The following is a 16,382-nucleotide window of genomic DNA, read 5'->3' as shown; positions in this document are numbered from 1 at the left end:
CTATAACGTTTTCGAAATTTTGCGAATTGTTTCCAATGCACGGTTAGCGTATTGTTCATTACGCTCCTGTTTGTTCTTGATTTTTACTTCCAACTCTTTAAGCAATCCAAAGTTAGCGTTCATCGGTTGAAAATTTTTCTTGTTGGTTGTCGTAATGTAATTGGCCATGCTGCCGATAACGGTTTCTGTCGGAAATACAATCTGATCTTTTTCAGCCGCAAGCCGAGAGCAGTTAATTCCAGCCACAAGTCCCGCAGCTGCAGATTCAACATAGCCTTCAACCCCAGTCATTTGGCCCGCAAAGAACAAATCTTCTCTTTCACGGAATTGATAGGTTGCTTTCATAAGGCTGGGTGAATTGATAAACGTATTTCTGTGCATAACGCCATATCTTACAATTTCTGCTTGTTCGAGTCCGGGAATGAGGCGCAATATTTCTTTTTGATCGCCCCACTTCAAATGTGTCTGGAATCCGACAATATTGTAAAGAGTTCCAGCAGCGTCATCCTGCCTAAGCTGGACAACAGCGTATGGACGTTTCCCTGTTTTTGGATTTTCAAGGCCTACAGGTTTCATCGGGCCAAACAGCATCGTTCGTTTGCCGCGTTTTGCCATCACTTCAATTGGCATACATCCTTCAAAAAAGATTTCCTTCTCAAACTCTTTTAACGGAACTGTTTCAGCTTCGATCAGCGCATTGTAAAAGCGATCGAATTCCTCTTCAGTCATCGGGCAATTTAAGTACGCAGCTTCTCCTTTGTCGTAGCGGGATTTTAAGTACACTTTGTCTAAATCCAGGCTGTCCTTTTCTACAATTGGCGCAGCTGCATCATAAAAATAAAGATATTCCTCACCTGTTAACTCCTTTAATTGGGCTGAAAGCGCTTCTGAAGTCAAAGGACCTGTAGCGATAATCGCCGGTTCATCAGGAATAGAGGTTACTTCATCTTGAAACACCGTAATGTTAGGGTGATTTCTTATGCTTGAAGTTACTTTTTCGGCAAATTCGTGCCGGTCCACAGCTAATGCTCCTCCTGCAGGAACCGCGCATTCATCAGCAGCAGCAATGATTAATGAATTAAGCATTCTCATTTCTTCCTTTAATACGCCAACTGCATTAGTTAGACTATTCGCTCTTAACGAATTGCTGCAGACAAGCTCGGCAAACTTATCGGTGTGGTGAGCGGGAGTTTTTTTCACCGGCCTCATTTCATAAAGCTCGACATGCATCCCGCGATTTGCAAGCTGCCACGCCGCTTCACTTCCTGCCAAACCTGCTCCTATTACTTTTACTGTCTTACCCATGATGGTTCACTCCTATTATAACTATTCTTTGACTTCACAAAAAGAAGGTGAGCAAATTCTCAGCTCACCGTTACTTCTGTTGTTCTTCCTTATAATCGCAATTGACACACTGAACTTGAACCCCTTTTTTCAGCTTTTTCTCGACAAGCATTTCCTGGCATTTCGGGCATTTGCGTTCAAGTGGTTTATCCCATGAAACGAAATCACATTCCGGATAGCGATCACAGCCGTAAAATATCCGGCGTTTCTTTGATTTTCGCTCTACGATATTGCCTTTATTACACTTAGGGCACTTAACGCCGATTTCTTTCACTATCGGCTTTGTGTTTCGGCAGTCAGGAAAATTCGAGCAAGCCATGAACTTTCCGTAGCGGCCCATTTTATAAACCATCTCGCTGCCGCAGAGATCACAATCTACTCCAGCATACTCAGGTTTGATTTCAACCTCCTGCATTTCGGCTTCCGCCTTTATAACGCGCTTGGAAAACTCAGTATAGAATGAATCAATAATTTTCACCCATTCCGTGTTGCCGTCTTCAACACCATCGAGATCTTTTTCCATTTTCGCGGTAAACTCTACATTAATAATTTCAGGGAAAAACTCCATGATCAATTCCAAGACGATACCGCCGAGCTCTGTCGGAACGAAACGTTTATTATCAAGAGTAACGTAGCCTCTTCTCTGAATCGTATCCAGTGTAGGGGCATAGGTAGACGGCCTGCCGATTCCCAGCTCCTCAAGGGTTTTTACCAATCTTGCCTCTGTGTATCTTGGAGGCGGCTGGGTAAAATGCTGTGCTGGTTCGATATCTTTTGAAAGAACAGTGTCCCCGATGTTTAGATCAGGCAAAATCCGATCCTTTTCTTCGAGCTGGTCATCCTTACCTTCCACGTAAACCTTCATGAATCCCGGAAATTTCACCTTGCTGCCATTTGCGCGGAATTGCACACCGTTATTTAACAAATCTACGGTCATCGTATCCAATACAGCTGGTGCCATTTGGCTTGCCACAAAACGTTCCCAAATGAGACGATATAACCTGAGCTGATCTCTTGATAGCACATCCTTTAAATCGGCCGGTTTTTTTAATGTAGAAGTTGGCCGGATAGCTTCATGGGCATCCTGTGCATTTTCATTTTGCTTCGCAGGCTTCTTCTTTTGGGAAAGATACTCTTTTCCGTAGGCGCTGCTTATGAATCCTGCAGCTTCTTCTGCAGCTGTTGCAGAAATTCGGGTTGAGTCGGTTCTCATATATGTAATCAGACCGACTGTCCCTTCTTTTCCAAGATCGATCCCTTCATAAAGCTGCTGAGCGATCATCATCGTTTTTCTGGCCCTGAAATTCAGCTTTCTCGCTGCCTCCTGCTGAATGGTTGACGTAGTAAACGGCAAAGCGGGATTGCGCTTTCTTTCTTTTTTGGTGACATTTTCAACCTGAAACTGTTTTCCATTGATTTTTGCGAGAATTTTTTTTACATCTTCTTCGCTGCTCAATTTGGCTTTTTTGCCGTTTTCTCCGTAAAATCCGGCTTCAAACGTTTCTTTTCCTTTTAGAAAAGAGCCTTCAATTGTCCAATATTCTTCCGGTTTAAAGTTGTTGATTTCTTTTTCCCGGTCAATGACCAGCCTTAACGCGACTGATTGTACTCTTCCGGCGCTTAAACCCTTTTTTACTTTTTTCCATAATATTGGGCTTATTTTATAGCCGACCAGCCTGTCTAAAATTCGTCGGGCCTGCTGGGCATCCACTAAATCCATATTAATCATTCTTGGATGCTTGAACGATTCCTTGATGGCGTCTTTCGTAATTTCATTAAAAACGACACGGCAATCCGATGTCACATCGATGTCCAAGCTTTGTGCAAGATGCCAGGCAATGGCTTCCCCTTCTCGATCCGGGTCAGCTGCAAGAAAAATCTTTTTTGCTTTTTTTGCAGCGCTTTTTAAGTCTTTCAAAACCGGCCCTTTTCCACGTATTGTAATATATCTGGGCTCAAAGTTTTTTTCAATATCAACACCCATTTGGCTTTTTGGCAAATCTCTGACGTGACCCATAGATGCGCGAACCTTATATTTTTTCCCTAGGTATCTTTCGATGGTTTTCGCCTTTGCCGGCGACTCCACTATGACTAGATAATCTGACATTGCATAATCCCCCTCAAGAGGTAACTCTCTCTTTTTATATCAATCAATATTCGATATTTTATTCTTGCTCGCCAGTTGATCAAACAAGAAGGAATATTTTTATTTTCCATACTTTAATAGCTAATTATTAGTAAATCATTCGGTTCATTTTCAGGATAGTAAGCAATCCTGACACGACTTGTTGAAAAATAGTGCAAACATGAAATCCTCACTATTATTAAATAACCGAATGGCTTTTGTCAAACAATAATCTTACGAATGTTCCCAATAATGAACAGGTGATATCCGTAATTCTTCCATAACATCCTGTTTGGAAACAACTAATTTCGCGCCTTCCTGGATTAATTTGAATGGTCCAAGCGAGCAAGGATCAAAGATTGGGCCTGGGACCGCAAATACCTCACGCCCTTGTTCTAGAGCTTGATAAGCTGTAATCAATGATCCGCTTTTCTCTCTTCCTTGTATAACCACGATTCCCTTGCTTAATCCGCTGATTATTCGATTTCTCAATGGGAATTGCCATTTTTGGGGTGTTTCATATGGAGGATGCTCTGAGAGGAGCAAATGAGATTCTGCCATTTGTGAAGCAAGCTGGTGGTTTTCTTTCGGGTAAATATGATGAAATCCGCCTGCAATGACTCCTATCGTACTTCCGCCTGCTTGAATGGCAGTTTGATGAGCTAGTCCGTCAATTCCTTTTGCCAGTCCGCTTACAATGACGATCCCCTCTTCCGTAAGGTCTCTAACTAATGATCTTACCGCTTTTACTCCATAAGGAGAAGGGTGTCTCGTGCCGACGATACCGATGAGAGGATGATGATGCATGATTTCTTTTTTTCCTTTGGCAAATAAAACAGGTGGAGGATCATGAATGGACTTTAGCCAAAGAGGATATTCGTCTGAAGAAATTGGAATGGCTTCGATGCCAGAGGACTTTATGTCTGCCAGCGTTTGCTGCAAAATAGGAAATTTGCGTTCCAATTCGTAAGACAATTCACCCACTTTCGTTTTTCCATTCGAAAGAATTGATAACGGATGGAAGCTTTGAGGAGTAAGGGAAAGGGTGCTATCTTCTTTCCACCATTTGTAAAGCAGGGATGGAGACATAGTGTGCAGCAACCTTAATAATACTATTTTCCTGTCAGTGTTCAGTTCTTTCATTATATACCTCCTAAGAATGGTTATAAATAATCAGGAATAGCCCAAAATCAGCTATTCCTGTATCTGTATTAGTGGGTTTTGCATGTTTCAAATAATCCGCTCTCTTTAAGAACCTTAATCAGTGTTTCACCCATTACAGAAGGCGTTTCTGCAACCTCGATGCCGCATGCCTTCATCGTTTTCATTTTTTCTTCAGCAGTTCCTTTTCCCCCGGAAATGATCGCTCCTGCGTGGCCCATACGTTTTCCCGGAGGAGCCGTTTGTCCGCCGATAAAACCGACAACTGGCTTCGTCATATGGGCTTTCACCCACTCAGCTGCTTCTTCTTCAGCCGTTCCGCCGATTTCGCCAATCATGATCACAGCGTGGGTTTCTGGATCATTATTAAATTCGTTAAGAACATCGATAAAATTGGTACCGTTTACAGGATCTCCGCCAATTCCAACAGCAGTCGATTGGCCGACCCCCGCCTCAGATAGCTGATGAACCGCCTCATACGTTAATGTTCCCGAACGAGAGACTACGCCAACATGCCCTTTTTTGTGAATATAACCCGGCATAATGCCTATTTTGCATTCTTCAGGAGTTATGACTCCAGGGCAGTTTGGACCAATCAGACGCGTTTTTTTGCCTTCCATATACCTCTTCACTTTTACCATATCCAAAACAGGAATATGCTCCGTGATACAAATGACAATGTCAAGCTCAGCATCGACCGCCTCTAAGATCGCATCCGCAGCAAACGGTGCCGGAACATAAATGACTGATGCATTCGCACCTGTATTTTTCACTGCCTCTTCGACCGTATGAAATACTGGAACTCCTTCAACCATAGTACCGCCTTTTCCCGGTGTGACTCCGGCAACAATTTTTGTCCCGTAGTCAAGCATTTGCTTCGTATGAAATAAAGCAGTAGAACCGGTTATCCCTTGGACGATTACTTTCGTATCTTTATTAACAAATACACTCATTTTTTCTCCCCCCGCCTTTTCTTACTTGACCAACGAAACGATTTTTTGCGCACCGTCTGCCATCGATTCAGCCGATGTAATGTTTAGACCCGATTCATCTAATAATCTTTTGCCTAATTCAACATTCGTTCCTTCCAAACGTACAACAAGCGGAAGCGTTAAGCCTGCTTGCATCGTCGCCTCGATTATGCCTTCTGCAATGACGTCACATTTCATAATTCCCCCGAAAATATTGACAAAGATCCCCTTTACATTTTTGTCTGATAATATAATTTTAAATGCTTCAGATACTTTTTCAGCTGTAGCGCCGCCTCCAACGTCAAGGAAGTTCGCAGGATCCCCGCCATAGTATTTAATAATATCCATCGTCGCCATGGCTAGACCCGCTCCATTCACCATACAGCCGATATTGCCATCCAAAGAGATGTAGCTTAAGTCGTGCTTTGATGCTTCGATTTCCTTCGGATCCTCCTCGTCGAGATCTCTGAACTCGACGATATCCTTTTGCCTGTACAGCGAATTGCTATCAAAATTAAGCTTGGCGTCAAGTGCGATGACATTGCCGTCACCAGTTACAACAAGCGGATTGATTTCAGCAATCGAACAATCTTTTTCAATAAAAGCTTGATAGAGTGCCATCATAAATTTTACAGCTTTTCCGACGAGTTCTTTTGGAATATTAATAGAAAACGCAATTTTTCTTGCCTGGTGTGCCTGCAAGCCGATGGCCGGATCAATCGTAATTTTCATAATCTTTTCCGGAGTTTTTTCTGCGACTTCTTCAATTTCGGTACCGCCTTCTTCAGAAGCCATGAGCACGACTCTTGATGTGGCCCGGTCAAGTACAAGACCAACGTAATATTCCTTCTTGATGTCGCAGCCCTCTTCAATAAGTAAGCGTTTTATTAATTGTCCCTCCGGACCCGTTTGATGCGTGATCAACGTTTTGCCGAGAAGTTCTTTTGCATATTCCCGGACTTCTTCTTTCGATTTTGCAATCTTTACCCCTCCGGCTTTTCCTCTGCCGCCTGCATGAATCTGTGCTTTTACAACAAATACATTGCTGGTCAAGCTTTCAGCTGCTTGAACCGCTTCATCCTCTGAAAATGCTACTGCCCCATTAGGCACGGCTACCCCATAATTTCTGAGGACTTTTTTCCCTTGATACTCATGGATATTCATTTCCCATCCTCCTCGCTTATGTAACGATAATAATAAGAGACTGCGCTTTCATTTTATATAATCCTAGATTGATTGTCTAGCATTAGTCCGAGATTTGCAAGGTTTGTTCGAAAATTCAATTTTTTATTTCGTAAAAAGATAAAATTCTAGTCTTTTGATGATGCTTCTTTATCCATACGATAAACAAATGAAAAAACCTCAGCTACTACCTCGTAAAGTGCCTCCGGGATCTGTTCATCAACCGTTAAGTTTTTCATTAATTGGACAAGCACAGGATTTCTTTCAATCGGTACGCCTGCTTCTTCTCCAAGCTTAATAATTTCTTCTGCAAGAAGCCCTTCCCCTTTTGCAGTTACTTTCGGGGCGAGGTCCTTTTGCTCATTGTATTTTAAGGCAACAGCCCTCCTGAGCTGGTGATCGTTTCTCATATTTTAATATCCCACCCTGTCTCACTAATATAGTCTTTTAATTCGGTTGCAAAAAAAGAACCTCTGGTTTTCTTTCTTTGTTTGGCGGTAATTCCGGTAAGGTGATAGCCAAGCGTAAAAAGACGATCTTTTAAATCCGGCGTCATCTGCTGGATCAATCCTATCAGTTCGAACTCGGCTTCCACTTTAAGTGATATTACTTTTTTTTGAATGAAACAGTCAACGATCATTTCTTTCAGATAAGGCAGCTGCAGAAAAAACACAAGACGGCACTGATCGAGATCAAGTTCATTGTTTTTATTTTTCTTGCCGTTATAAATGACTTTCATATCATAAGACAAACCGTTAAGCGATAATGGAAGGTGGATGAGAAGCTGTGTGGCGGTTTGGTCATCCTGAAGCACCAACAACTGTCCATTAAACCGGTTGATCATCTGTTCTGCTTTTTGCTGGACGTTCTCGGGGAGCTCCTGCGATAATGCCGCTTCATTTAATAACAGCTTTAGCGAATCGGTGATGGTATCCAACGGGAAGCTCTTTTTTCCTAATGAGCGAATAATTGAAAGCTCATGGCGGTGGCCAATTAATTCGTTGATCTTTCGGAGAAACGAGAGAAGGTCATTTTTGCCGATCGTCGGCGCCGTTTTCTCGGCTATTTGGCGAAATCGTTTTGCTTCCGATGGATGAAATATTTTTTGATCTGTCCAAAAAGAGGCTTGATCAGAAGCTGAACGAAGCAATTGAAATATTTGCTTCTCCATTGATATCCCGTTCGTGCCCGCAAGTTCAGCGATTTTCTTAAAGAGACGATATTCAACCTTGTGAAAAAGCTGAAAATCAGTCTGCCTTTCCAAATGGGGAAAAAAGACCCAATCTGATCTGTGGGCGATACAATTACGCTTTGCAGTCTGGCATAAGCCGCCACTTGTTTTTGCATAGTAGCCACGATTTCCGAAAAGTACTTCACCATTTTTTCCATGTACGAATTGATCACTATGAGAAATTGCAAGAAGTTGGTCTCTCATTCGTTGGAGCAAATGATTTTGCTGATGTGGCAGATTTTCTAACGCATGATGCAATTCAGCAAGTTCATCTGAAAGAGTAGACTCAGCTTTCAGTGAATGTAAGCTGTTCAACACCTTCGTTTCAATAGGAAAACCTTTTTTCAAGGTAAATTGAAGAGTATCGATCGCTTCTTCAGCCTCATGTGACGATATCCTGACAGCCAATTAACAGCAGCCTGCAGCTCTTCCTTTGTAAATGGCTGATTCGTTCCCAATAGTTGTGAAATAAGAGCGAGGTTCTCTTTCGTTTGACTCATGGACAGGCCGGATAATATGGTGGCTGCCGCATCCTTTATTGTTTTCGGCTCTTTTTTAAATGCTTGAATAACCTGCATGGTTCCTGCAGGCTCAGAAGTGTTTTTTTGGAAGTGAAAGAGATACGTATTTCCTAAGGTGAGAGAAATGTCCAATTTTGCCTTGATGAAAGAAGAGCCCACTTGAAGTACAGCATGCTCTTCTCCTGCAAACTTTACAACCTTGCCAAGCAGCAATTTTTTCTCACTGTTTGAGAGTGGAAGCTTCTCTGCATTTACAGTTGAGAAAGATTTTTCCAGATAACCAGTCAGCTGATTCAAAATCTATCATTCTCCTTGTCCATATGAATCTATCCCCTATTTCTGACAGGAGCAAAGCTGCGTCGGTGGATTGGAAGCGCACCGTAGGCGGCAATGGCCTCTAAATGCTCCTTTGTTCCATACCCCTTATGTTTTTCAAAGCCGTACTGCGGATATTTCCTTGCATAATCCATCATGATTTGATCTCTTGTTACTTTTGCAATGCATGAAGCAGCTGCAATCGATACGCTTTTTGAATCTCCTTTAATAATTGATTCCTGTGGAACGTTTACCTCCAAAGAAAGTGCATCTATCAGCATAAAATCCGGTTTCTGCTTCAGATTGGCCAGGGCCTCTTTCATCGCTGTTTTCGAGGCTTCATAAATATTGATTTTATCTATGGTTTCAGCCTCAACAATGCCGAGTCCAATGTCCAACGCTTCATTTTTTAGCAAATCATAAAAATACTCTCGTTTCTTTTGAGAGAGTTTTTTCGAATCTGTCAGTCCTAAAAACCTGTTTTCAGGATGCAATATAACTGCAGCGGCCACTACCGGTCCTGCCAGGGGACCGCGCCCTGCTTCATCTACGCCGGCAATCTTCTGATATCCGGACTTTTTGGCACTTGTTTCATAATTGTTCATCTCGTTCCATTGCTTTTGCAAAAGCTCATCTTGCAGCTTGTTTTTCTTCCATTTGCGGACAAGCTCTCTCACGCTTATCCTTTCATCGGCAGCAAACAATTCAATGGACGGATGGCTTGCTTCCTGAATGCTGTCTAATTCTTCCTTTATCTCTCTGACACTTTTTTTCAATGTTCCTTACTCCTTATGTATACTATCGGCTCATGAGGCATTCGAATGAAGCCTTTATTTGCCGAATCAATCAAATGGGTCTTCAAAAGAAATCGGGCCAAACTTATCCGTCCGCAAATCTCTAATAATCACTTCAGTTGTTTTATCATAGTTGATGGCGCCTCCGGCCATGAGACAGCCCCTGTTTTTCCCAATTTCATCAAATAGCTGTACTATATCTTCAGGCAAACTGTCCAAGTTGTACCTTTCCATTAGCCGTTCGGGGTTTTTTTCCTCAAAAAACCGCAGCACAAACACCGCAACGTCCTGAAGGTTAATGATCGCATCTTTTATAGCTCCAGTTGCGGCCAATTTTAATCCGACCTGCTTGTCCTCAAACTTCGGCCATAAAATTCCCGGCGTATCAAGAAGCTCAAGCTCCTTTCCAACCTTTATCCATTGCTGGGAGGTCGTGACACCCGGTCTGTCTCCTGTTTTTGCGATTGATTTTTTAGCAAGTTTGTTAATTAAAGTCGATTTCCCTACGTTAGGAATTCCTATGATTAATGCCCTGATCGCACGCGGTCTCACTCCTTTAGCTGCCATTTTCTCTATTTTGTCCTTTAGCAGCTCTTTAGAAGCCGGCACAATCCTGTTTAATCCAGTTCCATTTACTGAGTTAATCGAAATAGCAGGAATACCTTTGGATTGAAAATAATCAATCCATCCGGCTGTCACACGAGGCTCAGCCTTGTCAGCTTTGTTTAACAAAACGATTCTCGGTTTATTTTTCACGATTTCATCGATCATCGGGTTTCTGGATGCCAAAGGGATTCTTGCATCTACGAGTTCGTATACGATATCAATCAGCTTTAATTTTTCAGTGACTTCTCTTTTTGCTTTGGCCATATGGCCTGGATACCATTGTATGGTCATGTCCTTCATCCTTTTTATTAATTTAGCAGATATGTATATTTTTTAAGCGAAAGAATGTCAGTTGTATGTAAAAAAAGAGCCTGTTTTGTAAACAAGCTCTTTCCCTATGTTGCAATTATCGTCTGATTTCTTTAATACGTGCTGCTTTTCCGCGAAGATTACGCAGATAGTAAAGCTTAGCACGGCGGACTTTACCGTAGCGCACAACTTCAATCTTAGCGATTTTAGGTGTGTGCAATGGGAATGTACGCTCAACTCCAACACCGTAAGAAATCTTACGTACGGTGAATGTTTCGCTGATTCCTCCGCCACGACGCTTGATGACAACACCTTCAAATATCTGGATACGCTCACGGTTTCCCTCAACAACCTTCACGTGTACGCGAAGAGTATCACCGGGACGAAACGCAGGCAGATCTGAACGCAATTGTTCTTTTGTAAGTTCATCAATTAATTTTTGCATCGTAATTCAACTCCTTCCAACAGATGCTCTTGCAAGCTCTTTCCATTACAGCGGAACACCGTTTTCGTGGTCTAAACAATTATCTGTTTAAGCCACAGCTACTATCATATCACTTCTGTTGATACCATGCAAGATAGACTAGCTGTTTTTCCACTCGTCCACCCATCTTTTTTCTTGCTCCGATAAAGAATAAGAGTCAAGAAGATCTGGCCGTCTCGTATACGTTCTGCGCAGCGACTCTTTCCTTCTCCATTCTTCTATTTTTGCATGATCTCCGGAAAGCAGAACATCGGGAACCTTTAAACCTTCATAATCTGATGGTCTCGTATAGTGAGGGTGCTCCAAAAGGCCCGTGCTAAATGAATCCTGAATATGCGATTCTTCCTTGCCAAGCACTCCGGGCAAAAGTCGCACCACACTATCCGCCATTACCATTGCAGGCAGCTCTCCTCCGGTTAGGACAAAATCTCCGATTGACAGTTCATCTGTGACAAGATGGGTTCGGATTCGTTCGTCGTACCCCTCGTAATGGCCGCAAATAAACATTAGATGCTCTTCATTTGCCAATTCCTCCGCTTTTTGCTGAGTGAACCTCTCGCCCTGGGGACAGAGCAAAACGATCCGCGGAGGCTTTGATAAGGGTGCTGTGAGATGCTTTACTGCATCGAAGACCGGCTGTGCCTTCAATACCATTCCGGCCCCTCCTCCATACGGATAATCATCGACGGTTAGATGCTTATTCGCTGAAAAGTCCCTGAAATTAACGACCTGAAACTGAACCGCCTCTTTTTCTTGGGCTTTCTTAAGGATCGAGGATTGAAGCACGCCGTCAAACATTTCAGGAAACAACGTTAAAAAATCAATTTTCATTCGTCAAGCAGCCCTTCCATAACATGAATCTTAATGGTTTTGTCTTTAATATTGATCTCTTTTACGACCGATTCGATATAAGGGATTAACGCATCCTTGCCGTTTTTTCTGCCGATTACCCATACATCATTGGCTCCAGGAGTCAGGATTTCTTTCACCTTGCCGATTTCGCTTCCGTCTTCAGAAAATACGGTGCATCCGATAATTTCATGAAAATAGAATTCATCGTCGCCGAGTTCGCCAAGATCTTCCTCAGGAACTTTAATAATCGCATCTTTAAAAGCTTCAGCCTCAGATAACGAGGGGGCTTCTTCAAAGGCAAGCAGATCAAACTGCTTATGAATTCTGTGAGTTGATACAGTTACTTTTTTAGGCTCGTTTGAATCCTTTAAAAAAAGATAGAGCGTATTGCCAGGTTTATATCGTTCATCAGGAAAATCAGTTTTTGAGATGACTCGCACTTCTCCCTTAATGCCGTGTGTGTTTACGATTTTCCCGACGTTAAACCAGTTTCTCTGCATACTATGTTTTCCACCTCATCTTATTTCAATCACCGTTCCATTTTTCACCACAATGGTTTTCGACAGGATTTCATCATTCCACGAGTCTCCAACCGAAATGGTTGTAATGGCGTCCATTTCTTTTTCTTTGATTTCACTTCCGAGCGGCAGCGTATTTACTTGGCTCAGTTGAAAATCGATCATTTTTATTTTATCCTGCCGCTTTTCAATTTCTTTTTTAAATTGGGCAGTAATGGTTTGGCTCAGATTCTCTTTTTCATGTTTTCTCAGTTGGAAATATAGCTGGTTGCACTCTCTTTCAAGGGTGTTTTTTTTATCTTCAAACCCGTCTAAAAGCTTTTTTTTGCTTTGTTCAGTTAATACCTGCATGACCGTGACGCGCTGAATGATTTGCAACACCACACAACCCCCTTTTAGGCCTGAGTATTCGCTTTCTATTTTAAGCCCTCTGTTTTAGGAAAGCAAAAAAAGCCGATGATTAGAAAAACTCTTGTTCTTTCAATGAATAAGAATTTTTCTAATCACCGAAGAAAATTTGGCCTAAAGCAACCACATAAAAAAGGGAAGGTTATTTAACCTCTCCCTTTCCCTTAGAAATCTCAAGCCGAATTTTTTTAGAAGAACGGGCTCCGGCTGCAGCTAATACAGATCGTATTGCTTGAGCAGTCCGGCCCCCTTTACCGATTATTTTGCCAATGTCATGTTCGCTGACTGATAGTGACAAGGAAACGTTATGGCTTTTTTCAACCATTTCAACCCTTATTTCCTCAGGATGATCAACAAGCGGGGTAACGATGGCTGTAACCAGCTCTTCCAGATTCACTTGCATTATTTAGCGGCGTTGCCTTGTTTTGCATTGTGGAATTTTTCTAGAATTCCTTGCTTTGAGAAAAGATTTTTCACTGTATCAGAAGGCTTTGCACCTGTTAATAGCCATTTAAGAGCAAGCTCCTCGTCAATTTTCACTTCTTGCGGAGTAGCAACCGGATTGTAAGTTCCTACTGTTTCAATGAAACGACCGTCACGCGGTGAACGAGAATCTGCGACTACGATACGATAAAAAGGAGATTTTTTTGCTCCCATACGTTTTAAACGAATTTTTACTGCCATTTTACTAGCACCTCCGAAAATATTTCAACAAGATAGTATATTAACAATGATAAAACTGTTTGTAAAGTGTTTTTTCTTAACACAAGTGATTTTTTACATAAAGGGCAGCTTAAAGCCTTTTTTCTTGCCTTTAGACATATTTGTCATTTGCTTCATCATTTTTTTCATTTCTTCAAACTGCTTAAGCAGCCTGTTTACTTCCTGAACCGATGTTCCGCTGCCATTTGCGATCCGTTTTTTTCTACTCGCGTTAATGACCTCAGGCTGTTCTTTTTCTTTTGCGGTCATCGATTTGATGATCGCTTCGACATGATTCAGCTGCTTTTCATCCACCTGAATGTTTTTCATGCCTTTCATTTTGTTAGCCCCCGGCATCATTTGGATTAACTCATCCAATGGCCCCATGCTTCTGACCTGTCCGAGCTGCTCCAGAAAATCATCGAGCGAAAAACTCATCGTTTTCATCTTTTTTTCGAGCTCTCTTGCTTTATCTTCATCCACATTTGCCTGAGCTTTTTCGATCAGGGTGAGAACGTCACCCATGCCAAGTATGCGTGAGGCCATGCGTTCTGGATGAAACGGCTCAAGCGCATCGAGCTTTTCGCCCATACCGGCAAATTTAATCGGGGTATTGGTCACGGCGCGAATCGATAAAGCAGCTCCGCCGCGTGTATCGCCATCGAGTTTTGTCAGAACCACACCAGTAATGCCGAGCTGTTCATTAAAGCTCTTCGCAACATTGACTGCGTCCTGCCCGGTCATGGAGTCTACCACAAGGAAAATTTCCTCAGGGGAAGACACTTCCTTCACCTGTTCGAGCTCATTCATTAAGTCATTATCAATATGCAGGCGTCCTGCGGTATCGATAATCACATAATCATGATGATCTTCTTTTGCTTTTTCAATCGCTTTTTTGGCAATTTCAACCGGGCTGACCTGATCCCCCAATGAAAAGACTGGCATGCTTAACTGCTTTCCTAGCGTTTCAAGCTGTTTAATCGCTGCAGGCCTGTAAATATCGGCTGCAACGAGTAGCGGATTCCGATTTTGCTTTTTACGTAGCAAATTCGCAAGCTTTCCAGTCGTTGTCGTTTTCCCGGCACCCTGCAGCCCGACCATTAAAATAACAGTAGGGGTGCGTTTGGAAACGGCAATTTTGCTTTCTTCACCGCCCATTAAGGCAGTAAGCTCTTCTTTTACGACCTTGATGACCTGTTGGCCGGGAGTCAAGCTTTTCATTACTTCCTGGCCTACAGCCCGTTCGCTTACTTTTTTGATAAAATCCTTTACAACCTTAAAGTTGACGTCCGCTTCGAGTAGTGCTAAGCGCACATCTCTCATCATTTCTTTGACATCTTGCTCTGAAACCTTGCCTTTGCCGCGGATTTTTGTAATTGTCTGTTGCAGTCGGTCGGCCAATCCTTCAAATGCCATCGTTTTGCCGCCTCCTAATCTGATTTCTCAAGCGCCTCAATGAGAGCTACAGCCTCATCGCTGTTTTCTGCATAAGCTACGCAGGCTCTTAACTTTTCATAAATCTCTTTGCGCTCTTGAAATTTTTTTAACAGAAGCAATTTTTCTTCATATTGTTCAAGCATCGCTTCCGTGCGTTTAATATTATCATACACAGCCTGTCTGGAAACTTCGTATTCTTCTGCAATTTCACCAAGGGAAAGATCGTCCAAATAGTAAAGTGACATATAGCTTTTTTGTTTGGATGTCAATAACGATTGATAAAAATCAAATAAATAGTTCATCCTGGTTGTTTTTTCAAGCGTCACGATGACTCTCCCCTTTTGTTAAGTTAAATCCCTTTACATATAGTAGTTTACGCTGTTTTCAATGTACTGTCAAGTTTTTATCTTGTCAGCAATATCTTCATTCTGCTTCCTTTTCAACAAGGTCAGAAAACAGTCCGTACACATATGATTCCGCATTAAACCTTTGAAGATCATCCATTTTTTCTCCTAAACCGACCAGCTTGACCGGGATCTTCAGTTCATTTCGAATCGCAAGAACAATTCCGCCCTTTGCCGTTCCATCGAGCTTGGTTAATACAATACCGGATACATTGGTCGCGTTAGCGAATTCTTTCGCCTGAACCATTGCATTTTGTCCGGTGGTAGCATCAAGGACAAGCATCACCTCGTGCGGGGCATCAGGGACTTCCCGCTCAATGACTCGCTTCACCTTTTCAAGCTCCTTCATCAAGTTTACTTTATTTTGCAGCCTGCCTGCAGTATCGCAGAGCAAAACATCTGCATTTCGAGCTTTTGCCGCCTGAAGTGCGTCGTAGATAACTGCTGCGGGATCAGACCCGGCTGCTTGCTTAACAACGTGAGTCCCTACGCGCTCCCCCCATACCTCCAGCTGTTCGATCGCACCAGCTCTGAACGTGTCGCCGGCTGCGAGAACGACCTTTTTGCCTTCCTTCTGCAGCAGATGGGCCAGCTTTCCGATGGAAGTCGTTTTTCCAACACCATTAACACCGACAAACAGTATAATGTTCAGGCGGTTTTCCGCGATGTTCAGCTCAGGCGATTTCTCGTCTGCGCTTTGATAAATATCGACCAGCTTTTCAGAAATGACTGCCTGCACTTCCCTCGGATCCTGTATGTTTTTTCTCTTAACCTCATCTTTTAATTCATCAACCAGCTCTAAAACCGTGGAGACACCAACATCGGCGCTGATTAATACTTCTTCGATCTCTTCAAAAAACTCCTCGTCTACTTTGCGGTAGCGGGAAACAATATCATTGACACGCTCTTGAAAGGAGTTTCTTGTTTTTTCAAGTCCCTCTTTAAATTTGCCGGATACACTATCCGTTTGTAACGAAATTTTTTCTTTAAGTTTTTTAAAAAAGCTCATTGTGATCAC

At 42.5% G+C, this 16,382-nt stretch carries 19 protein-coding genes; all 19 read right to left on the bottom strand.

Going from position 1 to position 16,382, the window contains the following annotated elements:
- Positions 1–1,305, bottom strand: coding sequence for an FADH(2)-oxidizing methylenetetrahydrofolate--tRNA-(uracil(54)-C(5))-methyltransferase TrmFO (gene trmFO, locus JOC74_RS02410; RefSeq protein ID WP_053602797.1), 1,305 nt, complete (start codon positions 1,303–1,305; stop codon positions 1–3).
- 70 nt (positions 1,306–1,375) lie between these two features.
- A complete protein-coding gene (gene topA / locus JOC74_RS02405) occupies positions 1,376–3,451 on the bottom strand; it encodes a type I DNA topoisomerase (protein WP_053602796.1) in 2,076 nt (691 codons plus the stop codon).
- Positions 3,452–3,703: 252 nt separating this feature from the next.
- Positions 3,704–4,612 (bottom strand): DNA-processing protein DprA, encoded by a 909-nt coding sequence (gene dprA / locus JOC74_RS02400; protein WP_053602795.1) that lies wholly within the window; start codon positions 4,610–4,612, stop codon positions 3,704–3,706.
- Between the two features lie 68 nt (positions 4,613–4,680).
- Positions 4,681–5,583, bottom strand: coding sequence for a succinate--CoA ligase subunit alpha (gene sucD, locus JOC74_RS02395; protein WP_053602794.1), 903 nt, complete (start codon positions 5,581–5,583; stop codon positions 4,681–4,683).
- A 21-nt stretch (positions 5,584–5,604) separates the two neighbouring features.
- Positions 5,605–6,765, bottom strand: coding sequence for an ADP-forming succinate--CoA ligase subunit beta (gene sucC / locus JOC74_RS02390; protein ID WP_053602793.1), 1,161 nt, complete (start codon positions 6,763–6,765; stop codon positions 5,605–5,607).
- Positions 6,766–6,911: 146 nt separating this feature from the next.
- Entirely contained in the window at positions 6,912–7,193 is a 282-nt protein-coding gene (locus JOC74_RS02385) for an EscU/YscU/HrcU family type III secretion system export apparatus switch protein (protein ID WP_053602792.1), read from the bottom strand.
- Positions 7,190–8,422, bottom strand: a complete 1,233-nt coding sequence (locus JOC74_RS02380) for a hypothetical protein (RefSeq protein ID WP_148564313.1) — start codon at positions 8,420–8,422, stop codon at positions 7,190–7,192. Before JOC74_RS02380 ends, JOC74_RS02385 begins: the two co-directional genes overlap by 4 nt.
- On the bottom strand, positions 8,359–8,832 hold the full coding sequence (locus JOC74_RS02375; RefSeq protein ID WP_053602790.1) for a hypothetical protein: 474 nt from the start codon (positions 8,830–8,832) through the stop codon (positions 8,359–8,361). Before JOC74_RS02375 ends, JOC74_RS02380 begins: the two co-directional genes overlap by 64 nt.
- A gap of 29 nt (positions 8,833–8,861) precedes the next feature.
- Complete coding sequence (rnhB, locus tag JOC74_RS02370) at positions 8,862–9,626, bottom strand: ribonuclease HII (protein WP_053602789.1); 765 nt, start codon at positions 9,624–9,626, stop codon at positions 8,862–8,864.
- 66 nt (positions 9,627–9,692) lie between these two features.
- Entirely contained in the window at positions 9,693–10,541 is an 849-nt protein-coding gene (gene ylqF / locus JOC74_RS02365; protein WP_053602788.1) for a ribosome biogenesis GTPase YlqF, read from the bottom strand.
- Between the two features lie 115 nt (positions 10,542–10,656).
- Positions 10,657–11,004, bottom strand: a complete 348-nt coding sequence (rplS, locus tag JOC74_RS02360) for a 50S ribosomal protein L19 (protein WP_053602787.1) — start codon at positions 11,002–11,004, stop codon at positions 10,657–10,659.
- Between the two features lie 138 nt (positions 11,005–11,142).
- Positions 11,143–11,874, bottom strand: coding sequence for a tRNA (guanosine(37)-N1)-methyltransferase TrmD (trmD, locus tag JOC74_RS02355; protein ID WP_053602786.1), 732 nt, complete (start codon positions 11,872–11,874; stop codon positions 11,143–11,145).
- Positions 11,871–12,395: a ribosome maturation factor RimM gene (rimM, locus tag JOC74_RS02350; protein ID WP_053602785.1), complete on the bottom strand. Its 525-nt coding sequence runs from the start codon at positions 12,393–12,395 to the stop codon at positions 11,871–11,873. The genes trmD and rimM overlap by 4 nt, the downstream gene beginning before the upstream one ends.
- A gap of 15 nt (positions 12,396–12,410) precedes the next feature.
- Complete coding sequence (locus JOC74_RS02345) at positions 12,411–12,791, bottom strand: YlqD family protein (protein ID WP_053605993.1); 381 nt, start codon at positions 12,789–12,791, stop codon at positions 12,411–12,413.
- A gap of 172 nt (positions 12,792–12,963) precedes the next feature.
- Positions 12,964–13,224, bottom strand: coding sequence for a KH domain-containing protein (locus JOC74_RS02340; protein WP_082363740.1), 261 nt, complete (start codon positions 13,222–13,224; stop codon positions 12,964–12,966).
- On the bottom strand, positions 13,224–13,505 hold the full coding sequence (gene rpsP / locus JOC74_RS02335; RefSeq protein WP_053602784.1) for a 30S ribosomal protein S16: 282 nt from the start codon (positions 13,503–13,505) through the stop codon (positions 13,224–13,226). Before rpsP ends, JOC74_RS02340 begins: the two co-directional genes overlap by 1 nt.
- A gap of 93 nt (positions 13,506–13,598) precedes the next feature.
- On the bottom strand, positions 13,599–14,939 hold the full coding sequence (ffh, locus tag JOC74_RS02330; RefSeq protein ID WP_053602783.1) for a signal recognition particle protein: 1,341 nt from the start codon (positions 14,937–14,939) through the stop codon (positions 13,599–13,601).
- Between the two features lie 14 nt (positions 14,940–14,953).
- Positions 14,954–15,286, bottom strand: a complete 333-nt coding sequence (locus JOC74_RS02325; RefSeq protein WP_082363738.1) for a putative DNA-binding protein — start codon at positions 15,284–15,286, stop codon at positions 14,954–14,956.
- Between the two features lie 97 nt (positions 15,287–15,383).
- Positions 15,384–16,373 (bottom strand): signal recognition particle-docking protein FtsY, encoded by a 990-nt coding sequence (ftsY, locus tag JOC74_RS02320; RefSeq protein ID WP_053602782.1) that lies wholly within the window; start codon positions 16,371–16,373, stop codon positions 15,384–15,386.
- Positions 16,374–16,382 lie beyond the last annotated feature (9 nt).

Origin of the sequence: Bacillus capparidis, assembly GCF_017832095.1 — a bacterium.
GTDB lineage: Bacteria > Bacillota > Bacilli > Bacillales > Bacillaceae > Bacillus > Bacillus gobiensis.
The sequence above is the reverse complement of the archived record's forward strand: the minus strand, read 5'-3'. Positions and strand labels throughout refer to the sequence as shown.

What these genes read in the sequence shown, in the direction of transcription:
- trmFO (WP_053602797.1), bottom strand. Translation starts at nt 1,305, where the DNA reads ATGGGTAAGACAGTAAAAGTAATAGGAGCAGGTTTGGCAGGAAGTGAA.
- topA (WP_053602796.1), bottom strand. Translation starts at nt 3,451, where the DNA reads ATGTCAGATTATCTAGTCATAGTGGAGTCGCCGGCAAAGGCGAAAACC.
- dprA (WP_053602795.1), bottom strand. Translation starts at nt 4,612, where the DNA reads ATGAAAGAACTGAACACTGACAGGAAAATAGTATTATTAAGGTTGCTG.
- sucD (WP_053602794.1), bottom strand. Translation starts at nt 5,583, where the DNA reads ATGAGTGTATTTGTTAATAAAGATACGAAAGTAATCGTCCAAGGGATA.
- sucC (WP_053602793.1), bottom strand. Translation starts at nt 6,765, where the DNA reads ATGAATATCCATGAGTATCAAGGGAAAAAAGTCCTCAGAAATTATGGG.
- JOC74_RS02385 (WP_053602792.1), bottom strand. Translation starts at nt 7,193, where the DNA reads ATGAGAAACGATCACCAGCTCAGGAGGGCTGTTGCCTTAAAATACAAT.
- ylqF (WP_053602788.1), bottom strand. Translation starts at nt 10,541, where the DNA reads ATGACCATACAATGGTATCCAGGCCATATGGCCAAAGCAAAAAGAGAA.
- rplS (WP_053602787.1), bottom strand. Translation starts at nt 11,004, where the DNA reads ATGCAAAAATTAATTGATGAACTTACAAAAGAACAATTGCGTTCAGAT.
- trmD (WP_053602786.1), bottom strand. Translation starts at nt 11,874, where the DNA reads ATGAAAATTGATTTTTTAACGTTGTTTCCTGAAATGTTTGACGGCGTG.
- rimM (WP_053602785.1), bottom strand. Translation starts at nt 12,395, where the DNA reads ATGCAGAGAAACTGGTTTAACGTCGGGAAAATCGTAAACACACACGGC.
- JOC74_RS02340 (WP_082363740.1), bottom strand. Translation starts at nt 13,224, where the DNA reads ATGCAAGTGAATCTGGAAGAGCTGGTTACAGCCATCGTTACCCCGCTT.
- rpsP (WP_053602784.1), bottom strand. Translation starts at nt 13,505, where the DNA reads ATGGCAGTAAAAATTCGTTTAAAACGTATGGGAGCAAAAAAATCTCCT.
- ffh (WP_053602783.1), bottom strand. Translation starts at nt 14,939, where the DNA reads ATGGCATTTGAAGGATTGGCCGACCGACTGCAACAGACAATTACAAAA.
- ftsY (WP_053602782.1), bottom strand. Translation starts at nt 16,373, where the DNA reads ATGAGCTTTTTTAAAAAACTTAAAGAAAAAATTTCGTTACAAACGGAT.